Annotated in this window: 9 protein-coding genes; 6 read left to right on the forward strand and 3 right to left on the reverse strand. The window is 41.4% G+C overall.

Translation table 11 applies throughout. The features are described 5' to 3' along the window. Positions 1–139 precede the first annotated feature (139 nt). Complete coding sequence (locus tag ACQ2HE_RS04000; protein WP_430901547.1) at positions 140–2,272, forward strand: TonB-dependent siderophore receptor; 2,133 nt, start codon at positions 140–142, stop codon at positions 2,270–2,272. Next, a complete protein-coding gene (locus tag ACQ2HE_RS04005; RefSeq protein ID WP_430902420.1) occupies positions 2,272–3,375 on the forward strand; it encodes a PepSY-associated TM helix domain-containing protein in 1,104 nt (367 codons plus the stop codon). Before ACQ2HE_RS04000 ends, ACQ2HE_RS04005 begins: the two co-directional genes overlap by 1 nt. A gap of 53 nt (positions 3,376–3,428) precedes the next feature. On the opposite strand, the gene ACQ2HE_RS04010 is transcribed toward ACQ2HE_RS04005, so the two are convergent. After that, on the reverse strand, positions 3,429–3,809 hold the full coding sequence (locus ACQ2HE_RS04010; protein WP_430901551.1) for a GxxExxY protein: 381 nt from the start codon (positions 3,807–3,809) through the stop codon (positions 3,429–3,431). 175 nt (positions 3,810–3,984) lie between these two features. Between ACQ2HE_RS04010 and ACQ2HE_RS04015 the strand changes: the two genes are divergently transcribed. Further along, complete coding sequence (locus ACQ2HE_RS04015) at positions 3,985–4,479, forward strand: GNAT family N-acetyltransferase (protein ID WP_430901553.1); 495 nt, start codon at positions 3,985–3,987, stop codon at positions 4,477–4,479. On the opposite strand, the gene ACQ2HE_RS04020 is transcribed toward ACQ2HE_RS04015, so the two are convergent. Then, positions 4,461–4,856, reverse strand: a complete 396-nt coding sequence (locus ACQ2HE_RS04020; RefSeq protein ID WP_430901555.1) for a GxxExxY protein — start codon at positions 4,854–4,856, stop codon at positions 4,461–4,463. The two genes, ACQ2HE_RS04015 and ACQ2HE_RS04020, sit on opposite strands and share 19 nt — an antisense overlap. A 270-nt stretch (positions 4,857–5,126) precedes the next feature. Beyond that, positions 5,127–7,892, reverse strand: coding sequence for a TonB-dependent receptor (locus ACQ2HE_RS04025; RefSeq protein ID WP_430901557.1), 2,766 nt, complete (start codon positions 7,890–7,892; stop codon positions 5,127–5,129). 521 nt (positions 7,893–8,413) lie between these two features. On the opposite strand from ACQ2HE_RS04025, the gene ACQ2HE_RS04030 reads away from it, so the two are divergent. From ACQ2HE_RS04030 to ACQ2HE_RS04040, 3 genes are all read left to right on the forward strand, one after another. After that, on the forward strand, positions 8,414–8,938 hold the full coding sequence (locus ACQ2HE_RS04030; RefSeq protein ID WP_430901559.1) for a hypothetical protein: 525 nt from the start codon (positions 8,414–8,416) through the stop codon (positions 8,936–8,938). Continuing rightward, the gene (locus ACQ2HE_RS04035; protein ID WP_430901561.1) at positions 8,939–9,997 is read left to right on the forward strand and encodes a metallophosphoesterase family protein; all 1,059 of its coding nucleotides are present in this window, start codon (positions 8,939–8,941) and stop codon (positions 9,995–9,997) included. It begins immediately after the preceding gene. 164 nt (positions 9,998–10,161) lie between these two features. Further along, the gene (locus ACQ2HE_RS04040; RefSeq protein WP_430901563.1) at positions 10,162–11,328 is read left to right on the forward strand and encodes an acyltransferase family protein; all 1,167 of its coding nucleotides are present in this window, start codon (positions 10,162–10,164) and stop codon (positions 11,326–11,328) included. Positions 11,329–11,658: the final 330 nt, after the last annotated feature.

An 11,658-nucleotide genomic window follows, 5' to 3' on the forward strand; every position in this document is an offset into this window, starting at 1 on the left:
CATTCTTAATTATTACTTCTTAATTATTAATTCGTCTTTGTTTTCCCGATTCCATAAATCCATTTACTCATTGCGTAATAACTCGCTTTGCTCTCACTGTTAGTTTTGTGCACGAATTGAAAATGTAAAAAATTAATTGATGAGAAAATTATTAGTAGCGTTGTTATTTATTACGGGATCCGCCACTGCACAGGATTCTACGAAGAAGAAAGTTTTGAATGAAGTAGTAGTATATGGAAAAAAGAATATTTATAAAATCGACACTAGTAACACAGTAGCTAAAATGCCTTTGCGCGATTTGGATAATCCGCAGGTGTACAATTCTATTTCGAAATTTATATTGAAAGACCAACAGATCACCAATCTGCAAACAGCATTGAACAACGCAACTGGTATCAGTCGCCTATGGGAAAGTACCGGTAGAGGTGGCGACGGTGCCGAGTATTATTCTATGCGTGGGTTTGCACTTCAACCCACATTATTAAACGGTATGCCCAATATCGTGAATGGAACCATTGATCCCATTAATATTGAAACCATTGAAGTGATCAAAGGCCCCAGTGGAACGCTTTATGGCGGCGCTGTTGCATCCTATGGTGGATTGATCAACATCGTTACTAAAAAAGCCTATGAAGGATTTGGAGGCGAAATTGGTTTTATGACAGGAACCAATAATATGAATCGCTTTACCGCAGATATCAATGCTCCAATCTCCCAAAATGTATGGGCTCGCGTGAATGCTGCTTATCATTATGAGAATACCTTTCAAGATGCGGGATTCCGGAAGTCAATATATGTTGCGCCTTCTTTCAAGATCAATGCGAACAAAAAATTGACGTTCTTGATCAATACAGAATTTAGAAATGGAGAGTCTGCCAATGCGCCAATGATCTTCTTGAACCGTTACAATCCATTGTCTTTTAGTTCAATTGATGTTTTCGAAAAGAACTATAAGAAGGCTTTTACTACTAATAGCCTCTCTATTAAAAATCCCGGATTTGCGATTCAAGCGCAAGCCAACTACCAACTTTCAAAATATTGGACTTCACAGACTGTTGTTTCTAGTAGCAATACTAAGACAGACGGCTACTACCACTATTTGTGGGACGCTTCCAATGGTGATCAATTCACTCGTTATATTTCAAAGAGAAATGGTGCAACCTATACTACTGATCTTCAGCAAAACTTCATCGGTAAATGGGAACTTGGATCAGTTGAGAGTGATTTGTTTATTGGCTTCGATTACCTTCAATCCAATATTGAAAACAATAGCACCGGATGGGTGGCAAACGGAGTGGTATCACTTGTTAACGGAACAGACGGTGGTATCTTAACCAGTCAAAAAGTAGACAACCTCGTTGTAAACAGTAGTGAAGGAAAGTCAAGAGCCGTTACAAAAATTGCTGCGGCTTATGTTTCCAATTTGTGGCATCTTACAGATAAGCTGAGTGCTATGACTAGCTTGCGTATTGACAATTTCAAGGGCTTGCCGTTGTATGCAGCCGGAGAAATCAAATCGCAAACTACGCTATCACCTAAGCTGGGCTTAATTTATCAACCGGTTAAAGACAAATGGTCTTTCTTCGCCAACTACATGAACGGCTTCACGAACTTAGCCCCTGCAACGGTTTCAGATGTAAACGGACAAAACCCTACTATTAAAATTTTCGATCCTGAACATGCGAATCAGTGGGAAGTAGGAACCAAAGCAAGTTTGTACAAAGACCGAATTGCTATTACCGCTAGCTACTATTCTATTTTGGTTACCAATAAAACCATGACCGATCCTACTAACCCAAACAATACCATTCAAGGTGGTGAAGTTGAAAGCAAAGGAGTTGAATTCAGCGTTACAACAAATCCAATTGAAGGATTGAGTATTGTAACAGGGTTTAGCCACAACGATTCAAAAGTTACTAAAGACGCTACCGATGGTGGATACTTGAACATGCGTCCGGAAGAAGCAGGTCCTACTGATCTCTTTAACTTCTGGGCTAACTATAAAGTAGGCAAAGGAGTATTGCGTGGGTTAAGTGTTGGTTTCGGTGCAAATCATGCGAGTAAGCACTATACTTTGAACCGAAGCAATATTGGACAATTCGCATTACCTGAATACACCGTTCTTAATTCGGTTCTTTCTTACAATGGCGCTAACTATACCATTAGTGTGAAAGTAGACAATCTTACCAATCAAAAATATTACCGCGGATGGAGTACCGTTACTCCTCAAGCGTTGAGAACTGCTTCATTAGGGTTCACTTATAAATTCTAATGATGGTAAAAACAGTAGTTAGACAAATACACCTCTGGCTCGGACTTCTGTCCGGGCTACTGGTGTTTATAATCGCCATTACAGGTGCCATCTACACTTTTCAAGAGGAGATTCAAGATGCGATGAAGGACTATCGTTTTACGGCAGTGCAGCAAACACCGGTGAAACTCCCCTCAGATTTGTTACCAATTGCTGAAAATGAACTACCAGGAAAAAAGGTGCATTCCATTCAGTATAGCACAGCAAGTAGATCTGTGGAAGCCTTGTTTTACAGTGCCGAGAAAGGGAATGATTACTATTACATTGTCTACCTAAATCCCTATTCAGGAGAAGTATTGGGCGTTGAAAATGTGGCTACTAGTTTTTTCAGAATCATCTTAGATGGCCACATGTATTTGTGGTTGCCAAGAAACATTGGTGCTCCGGTGGTTTTGATCGCAACATTGGTTTTTTTAGTTATGGTGATTTCGGGAATTGTGTTATGGTGGCCAAAGCAACGAAAGAATGCAAAACAGCGATTGAGTTTTCAATGGAGATCGTCTACCAGTGTTAAAAGAAAAACATGGGACTTACATGCTGTGATTGGCTTTTATGCTTCTTGGGTGGCATTGATATTTATTATCACAGGTTTAGTATGGGTGCTGCCAGGTTTTGCAAATGGATTTCACAAAGCAATGGGAGGAGAGAAGTCGATGTTGTATCATGAGCCGGTGTCAATAAAAGACAGTTCAAAAGCTTTTCAAGATCCATTGGATTTATTATTTATAAAAGAATGGGAGCGAAGGCATGCATTCAAATCTATTGAATTGCATCCGGTGGAGACAGATAGTTCGAGTATTGTAGTAGTTACGAATGAGTTGGAAGGAACTTATTGGAAAAGTAATTACAGGTATTTTAATCAATACAGTTTAAAGGAACTTCCGGTGACGCATATTTGGGGAGAATACAATGATGCAACGGCGGCAGATAAGGTTTTGCGAATGAATTATGATATTCATGTAGGAGCTATCGGAGGTTTTGCGGGAAAGATGGCGGCTTTTTTGTTTAGTTTGATGATTGCTTCGTTGCCGGTAACGGGGTTTTTGATTTGGTGGAGGAGGTGAAAGGCGTATCTCACCGCAACGAGCGCGAAGAACGCAAAGATGTCGCAACGAGGTTATAAGCCATTTACGAGCCTTCTGATTCCATTTTTGAAAAATTTAGTGTTGAAATTGAGAAGTAATCCTAGTTTGTAACCACCCAATTTTAAATAGGTAATGACTTGTGCTTGATGAATGGGTGCAATGGCTTCTATAGATTTGATTTCTACAACAACTTTGTTTTCAACCAAAAGGTCTAGTCTAAACCCTTTGTCAATTTTTTTATTATCAATATAAACGGAAATGCCCTTTTCCTTCTCAACATAGATTCCCTTTTCTAAAAGTTTATGGTACATGCCTTCCTGATACACGCTTTCCAAGAGGCCGGGTCCTATTTGATTGTGTAGTTCGAAAGCGGTATCAAGAATAATTTGCGAGAGTTCGTTTTCTGTTTTCATTCCGTAAAGCTAATTAGTAGGTGAATTGTACTTGACAAATAAGTTGTAGCATACTAATTGTATTTCCAATTGCTAGTTTCAGGTAGGGCTCTGCGACATCTCTGCGTTCTTTGCGCACTCTGCGGTGAATAGGAAATTTATTTAAATTTGAAAATAATCGTCAATCAACCTTCGCATGCAACTAAAAAACCTCACCCCCGCATACGCCCCGCAGATACTTGAAATATTCAACGATGCCATACTCAACTCCACAGCCCTCTACGACTACGAACCACGCACACTCGAAAACATGAACGCTTGGTTCAAAACAAAAGATGCCGGTAATTACCCCGTCATTGGCCTGGTGGATGAAAACGATCAACTACTCGGCTTTGGATCTTATGGAACCTTCCGCGAACGCGCGGCCTACAAGCCAACCGTAGAGCATTCTATTTACATTCATAAAGATCATCGCGGGAAAGGGCTTGGCAAAATTCTCATGCCTGAGATCATCAATGCAGCAAAATTGCAAGGGTATCACTGCATCATGGCGGGTATTGATGCGTCGAATGCGGTGAGTATTAAATTGCACGAGCAATTCGGATTTAGAGAGGTGGGAGTGATCAAAGAGGTAGGGTTTAAATTCAATCGGTGGTTGGATTTAGCATTTTATCAATTGCTGATCGGGTAAAGCCTGTTCGTAACTCTCCGTATACCATCTTTCAAAAGAATGGAGTTGAAGTTGATGATGAGGCCGAGTTTTATATTGCTTACTTTTAAATAGGTAAGTACTTGGGCTACATGAATTTCATGTATTGCTTCAACTGACTTCACTTCAACAATAACTGAATCTTCTACAACTAAGTCCATTCGATAACCTACTCCTAATTTTATCTCTCCGAGGTATACGGGCAGTGCTTGCTCTTTGGATACTTTTAATCCTTTTTGTAAGAGCAGTATATACAAGGCTTCGGTATAGATACTTTCTAATAGACCAGGACCATATAATTTATGCGCTTCAAATGCTGCATCTAGAATTAACTTTGAAAGTTCATTTTCTTTTTCCATGAAGCAAAAATAGAAATACAATAAATTGTATTTTGGTTGTGTGTTGTTGCTGACAACCCTAAATATTCTTGGAACTCCAGGGTTCTTTTTTTTACGCTACCGCAACGTTTTGAAGAACGCAAAGGTTCGCAACGTGGCAGCTTGATAGTAGAGTCTTTGCGTACCGTTGCGTTCGTTGTGTCTTTGCGGTAGCGTAAACTAAAAAAAATAGAAACCCGCTTTCGATTAATTTCGAAGCGGGTTTTACTAAAAAACTCAATTACTATAAACTTAGAACTTAAAACCCAATCTCACAAACCCTCTAATCCCATTACCCCCCATTTGCACAGCATCCCAAGGGCCACCGGTTTCGTTGTTGAACGCCCATCCGCGAGCAAGAGGATTGATCCCCAAGTCAGGATGCACGTTGAAAATGTTATCAGCACCCCAACCTATATTTACTTTCTTACTAATTGCATAATTGAAATACAAATCACTCACCAACTTGCCGTTGTAATTGTACTGATCAGGAACATATTTAGCAGGGTCAGCATCAGAAGGTACTTGAGGATTGATTCCCAATCCATCTTCTCCATAACCCAACAACACCACTTTCCCGAAATAGGTGAACCGTGTTCCAATAGTAAACTTGTGAATTCCGTATTCAAAGTTGAAAGCAAACTTACTATTAGGCGCACTCGCTAATACAAACTTCTCTTCTCGGTCACTGAAGAAAGTTTTGCGATGATCTTCTGTATCATTCAATTTTGCAGGTACATTCACCTGGTCGATGGTCATCTTCTGGAAGTTTGCTGTAAACAATCCCTTGAAACTTCTGCCACCGGAAAGTTTTTTGTTGTAATCAATTACGATGTCAACGCCACGGTTGTTGGTGTTCACGGCATTAGCGAAGAATTGTGCAAGACTCACATTCAACCCTTGCATGGCTGAAATTAATCCTGCGTCAAGGGTATTGTCGTCAACACTGAATTGACCACTCAATACTACTCTGTCTTTTATTTTCACCCAATATCCATCAATGGTTACATTCCAATTCTTTGAAGGTTTCCAAGTGAAACCTAAGCTGGCATTCACTGATTTCTCTTGCTTCAAGTTTGGTATACCCGCTGCTTTTGTGATAGGGCTGTAGTTTGGAGCAATCTTAACTTCCGCAATATTACCACCTTGTACTGTAGTGAACGTTGAACTAAAATTGATCTGTTGCAAAGAAGGTGCACGGAAACCGGTACTTACGCTACCTCTGATATTGAAATTGTCAGCTGCTTTTATTTTGCCCGCCAGTTTTGCATTTAAGGTTGAACCGAAATCACTGTAGTGCTCAAAGCGCAAAGCAGATTCAAGGAACAATTTCTTGGTAACATCCCATTCGCCATCAGCATAAAATCCAACAACGGTTCTATTCGCAGTTACTACATCTGATGGTTGATAGCCAGGGAAACCTTGAGAACCGGTTGCTTTATCTCCGGTTGGATCATAATTCTTATACGACGCTTCTTCACCGGCAAACAATTTATATTGTTCAGCTCTGAATTCAGCTCCAAAGGCAAGATTGAATTTTTTGGAAAGCTCTTTGTTCATATTTAAGTTAACCGTGTTCTGTGAGAAGCTAAAGCCGCCGTCATCGAAATGAGTTTGACTAGCGCCTTTGGAAGCATTGAAGGTTTTATCACCGTAGAAATGAAACTTATTTCTACCATAACTATTGCTTAAATCCCAGTCCCAGCCTCCGCTTGTTTGTCCTTTAATGCCTCCTGAAATGGAAAGGTCTCCAATATTGGTTTGAATATGAGGATTATAGAATGTATCAGCATCAGCAGTTACTTTCATGATAGAAGGCACATAAATCAAAGTTCCATTTGCATTAGTTGGAAAGCGATCGGGTCGAGCGCTCCAGTTTCTTGTGAAAGCGAAAGCATCGCTTTTCTTTCCATTGTAACCGCCGAAAGAATAGAAAGTGGCTTTTGTGCCTAAAATCGGCAATTCCATATTGTAAAACAATCCACCGCTGGTAACACTTCCATCGCCATGAGCGCGACGGTAAATATTGGTGTACATGAATTCACTGCTATTGGCGTTGGTATCCAAAGCCTGACGGAATGTTTTTCCTTGGCTGATAAAATTGGCAGTTAAGTTGATGAAGCCACCTTGTTGACCCACTTTAAATCCGTAGTTGCCATTAAAATTTACATTTTTACCGTCAATAGCGCCTTCGTAAATGTATTGATTGTAATCTCTTTTGAAATAGGTATTGTACTTCTTGTCATAATAGCCACTTGTGCTAATTGAGCCGGTAAATTCTCCGGTCGTTTTCTTAAGAACGAGGTTAATTACCCCTGCAATAGCATCCGACCCGTATTGAGAAGAAGCACCGTCTCTAAGAATTTCAACACGGTCAATAGCTCCCATTGGTAGGGCGCTCAAATCGGTGCCTGAGTTACCTCTACCGCGCGTTCCAAATACGGCTACAAAAGCGGTTTGGTGGCGGCGTTTACCGTTTACCAGAACAAGGGTTTGATCGGGGCCCAATCCGCGAAGCGTAGCCAGATCAATATGATCGGCACCGTCACTACCACTTTGTTTGTTATAGTTGAAAGAGGGGGCGGCGTAGTTGAGAATAGAAGTAATGTCGGTACGGGCTGTAGTAGCAGAAATTTGACCAATGTTAACGAGGTCAACGGGTACCGGAGTTTCAATTTTTACGCGTCCGGCACGGCGCGTACCTACTAACACTACTTCACCGAGTTCTTGTGCAGTGGCGTCTAGACTGATTTCCAGCGTGGTTCTACCCGCAACGGCAAAGGTGGTGGTTTTATACCCTACGGCACTAATTTGTAATTCATCATTGGCAGCAGCCGTCACGGTAAAGCTTCCATCGGAAGCCGTACTAACTCCTTTTTTAGTGCTCACTACTTGAACAGAGGCGCCGGTAATTCCTTTGCCTGTTTTGGAGTCCAGTACTTTACCGGATACCGTAGTAGATTGTGCAAATGAAAACAAGGATAAGAGCATGAAGCAGAACGTGATGGCGATTCTCATATTTGACTGTTTGGTTGGAAATAAAGGTAAGGAATCTCTGGGCTATAAAGTGTAATTCAAGTGGAATACAATTAACTTAAAAGACTTGAAAATAAATTGCTCTTTACCGCGGCGGCGCAGCGATCGCAACGGTAACGCAGCGCTGGCAGTCTATCTATATTTCCTCCTAATTTTCACCACAGATACCGCAGATTACAACAGATTCTCACAGATTAGCCTCCGATATTCAATCATTTTGACTGTTCAAGTTAAACCGCAGCGGCGCAGAGATCGCAGCGATAACGCAGCGCTAACCCCTGCTCATCTCCCTGTTCTTTCCCTGTATTTCCTCGTTCTTCGTCTCCTCTCATCCTCGTTCCTGTATTACCCCCTGTTCTTCTCCCTGTTCTTTCTCTGTATTTCCTCGTTCCTCGTCTCCTCTTATCCTCGTTCCTGTACTTCGGCTGTTCAATTCTTAATTCTTAATTCCTAACTCTTAATTCTCAATTATTCTTACCTTCCTACTCCAAACGGTTCACTACATGAATCCTGCTATTCGAAAATCACTTGGTTGGTCGTTTTTTGCCACTGTTATCGTTTACTTCTTAATGAGGAAGATTACGAATGGAATTTCGGGTCGAGAGATCGTGGATTTTGAAATGGCCAAAACTCCCGAAAGAGCGGCAGAACTCACCAAAATTTGGACGCCCGAATACCAACAGCACTTTGTAAACGGCATTTACATCGATTTTCTCTTTCTTATTTGCTATACCATTATGCTTTACAGCGCCGCCCGATTTTTCGGAGAACTCTCAAAGCATTATGTTCTCCGCAAAGCAGGTAACTTCTTCGCTGTTCTTTCCATTATCGCCGGTATTTGTGATATCGTTGAAAACATCGGAATGCTAATTACTATTAAAAAGCAAGCCTATACTACCATGGTGCACTTAACCTACGATATGGCTTTGGTAAAATTCTCCATCATTTTAATAGTATTGTTGTTCTCCATAATAGGGTTTCTATTCTTCCTGCTTAGTTTAACTGAGAGAAAAAAGTACCGAATTTAAATGGCAGCAAGTTTTAAGAGATGGTTGGTCGGTTTGATCAATAAATGGTCTTCTTCTCCCGATGAATCCAAAGTTCATAAGGCGCTCGATGAATTATTGAAAGATACTTGCAACTCCGAGTCGATAAGAGGCCTGGCCATTCCTTGCGATCCCGAAAGCAAATGGGTGATCGTTTCCGATCAGCACAAAGGTGGCGGCGACCGAGCCGACGATTTTCTTCCGGCCGCACCTGCCTATCTCAAAGCGCTCGATTACTACTATCAAAACGGTTTCACACTTATAAACAATGGCGACGCAGAAGAACTTTGGGAAAGCAATCTGAAAAAAGTTCTCTCGGTTCATCATGAATCTCTACTCGCAGAAAAGAAATTTTATGCTGCAGGCAGGTATTATCGCTTGTTCGGAAATCATGATGAAGAGTACGCTGTAAAAAATGCAACAAGGCAAACTTTGGACGAATTGATGGGAGGGAAGCTTTGGTTTTATGAAGCACTTTTACTTCAATTTCCCGATCAACAATATTTTATTGCGCATGGGCATCAGGGTGATATTCGTTCCGACGGAAACCCATTTAGCAAATGGGTTGTAGCGAACATTTGGTCGCCCATTCAACGACTGCTGAAAATCTCTATTAATTCACTCTCTGATTCGCTCGACAATATTTCCTTACACAATGAAATCATGTACCGATGGTCGGCACAACAGCAAGTGGGAATGAATTTAGTAGCGGGTCATACGCACCAACCCATTTTTCAATCGCTTACCCACTTCGATCAATTGATCATTCGCTTAGAAAAAGTTACAACAGAAGAAGAACGTAACCATATTCTATCAGAATTGCACCGTATTCGAAATCAATTCCCTAAAGACTACCAACCGCGTCGCCCCGAAAAACCCACTTACTACAACAGTGGTTGTTGTTGTTTTGACGACGGTGATATCACCTGTTTAGAAATTACCGCATCCGGGGTGAAGTTGGTGAAGTGGAAGGAGGGGAGGGTGGAGTTGGCGGGAAACGAGGAGATACAGAGAAAGAACAAGGGGAGGAACAGGGGGTAGCGCTGCGTTGCCGCTGCGATCGCTGCGCCGCTGCGGTGAAAAAAAAAAATTAAAAATTGAACAGCCAGAATAAAAGGTAGAGTAACACTTCGCGGGCTTCGCGCTCTCTGCGGTGAACCCCCTTTTTTCATTACCTTACAACACCTAAAGCCCAACACCCAACTATGAATCGCTTTCCATCCCTCGATATTTTCCGCGGTGCTACCGTAGCACTCATGATACTCGTGAACAACCCCGGAAATTGGGGGCAATTGTTTGAACCGCTGGCACATGCACCTTGGCATGGTTGCACACCTACCGATTTGGTATTCCCCTTCTTTCTTTTTGCAGTAGGCAATGCTATGAGCTTTGTAATGCCGAAATTAGAGCAAGCCGGAACTGCAGCGGTGATGAAAAAAGTATGGAAGAGAGTGATCATCATTTTTGCCATTGGACTCTTTCTGAATTGGAGTCCATTTATCAAATGGGATGGAGAAAATCTAGTTTTTAAATATTGGGTAGACCCTAAGAATCCCGAAAGCGGTATTCGTATCATGGGGGTATTACAAAGAATAGCCTTGGCTTATGGCTTTGCAGCGATGGCTGCCTATTTCCTGAAAATTCGTGGCAGCGCTTATTTAACAGTTGTTATTTTATTAGGGTATTGGCTGGTTTGTATTCTAGGCAACAGTGCCGATCCGTATAGTTTAAATGGTTGGTTTGGAACAGCAATCGACAAGAATATTCTTGGAGTAGCGCATTTGTACAAAGGTGAAGGACTGCCTTTTGATCCGGAAGGACTGATGAGCGGGTTCACTCCAATTGCCCAGGTGTTGTTTGGATATTTCGTAGGGCATTATATACAAAGTAGTGGAAGAAGCTATGAAATGTTAGCGAAGCTGCTCATGGCCGGAGTGTTATTGGTGGCATCGGGTTATGCTTGGGATTTCGGATTCCCGATCAATAAGAAAATTTGGACCAGTTCATATGTGTTGTACACGAGCGGTCTTGCAACAGTGATACTATCAGTTTTGCTATACTTAATGGAATTCAAAAAAGCATCCGGTTGGTGGGTTAAATTCTTTGATGTGTTTGGGAAGAATCCACTTTTCATATTTGTACTCAGCGGATTTTTGCCCAGAGTAATTGCGCTATTCCGTTGGGAAACGGGAACAGACGAAGCCGGAAAAAAGCTCTATACCAGCGCCCTGCCTTGGTTCTACGAGCATGTATGCAAGCCCGTTAGTTCCAACCTAAAAATCGGGTCCTTCCTTTATGCACTCGTATTTCTGGCATTCATGTGGAGCTTGGCGTATTGGATGGATAAGAAGAAGTGGTATGTGAAAGTGTAATTAATAATTAAAAATTAATAATTAATAATGGAGCAGCCGGGGGTAATTAATAATTAATAATTAATAAGTAATAATTAATAATGAAACAGCCGGAAGGAGGCTGGTTTTGCGAAGCAAAAGCAGTCAAGTCTATCCCGTGAGGAACGATACGGGACAGGCGAAGCTGCTGCGGGAAACGAGGAAAAACAACAATGCTTTGCGACTCCTTTGCGCACTCCTATGTTTGCAAAGAGGTAAAATATAGGTGATTTTACGAGACAGTGAATACCAATTAGTTTTGATGAATAAAGTGAAAAAGAGTGAGAGCTGATTGCGCCTAAACAACTCTAG

Origin of the sequence: Endoryza foliicola (genome assembly GCF_050589245.1) — a bacterium.
Classification (GTDB): domain Bacteria; phylum Bacteroidota; class Bacteroidia; order Chitinophagales; family Chitinophagaceae; genus Endoryza; species Endoryza foliicola.

What these genes read in the sequence shown, in the direction of transcription:
- ACQ2HE_RS04000 (WP_430901547.1), top strand. Translation starts at nt 140, where the DNA reads ATGAGAAAATTATTAGTAGCGTTGTTATTTATTACGGGATCCGCCACT.
- ACQ2HE_RS04005 (WP_430902420.1), top strand. Translation starts at nt 2,272, where the DNA reads ATGATGGTAAAAACAGTAGTTAGACAAATACACCTCTGGCTCGGACTT.
- ACQ2HE_RS04010 (WP_430901551.1), bottom strand. Translation starts at nt 3,809, where the DNA reads ATGAAAACAGAAAACGAACTCTCGCAAATTATTCTTGATACCGCTTTC.
- ACQ2HE_RS04015 (WP_430901553.1), top strand. Translation starts at nt 3,985, where the DNA reads ATGCAACTAAAAAACCTCACCCCCGCATACGCCCCGCAGATACTTGAA.
- ACQ2HE_RS04020 (WP_430901555.1), bottom strand. Translation starts at nt 4,856, where the DNA reads ATGGAAAAAGAAAATGAACTTTCAAAGTTAATTCTAGATGCAGCATTT.
- ACQ2HE_RS04025 (WP_430901557.1), bottom strand. Translation starts at nt 7,892, where the DNA reads ATGAGAATCGCCATCACGTTCTGCTTCATGCTCTTATCCTTGTTTTCA.
- ACQ2HE_RS04030 (WP_430901559.1), top strand. Translation starts at nt 8,414, where the DNA reads ATGAATCCTGCTATTCGAAAATCACTTGGTTGGTCGTTTTTTGCCACT.
- ACQ2HE_RS04035 (WP_430901561.1), top strand. Translation starts at nt 8,939, where the DNA reads ATGGCAGCAAGTTTTAAGAGATGGTTGGTCGGTTTGATCAATAAATGG.
- ACQ2HE_RS04040 (WP_430901563.1), top strand. Translation starts at nt 10,162, where the DNA reads ATGAATCGCTTTCCATCCCTCGATATTTTCCGCGGTGCTACCGTAGCA.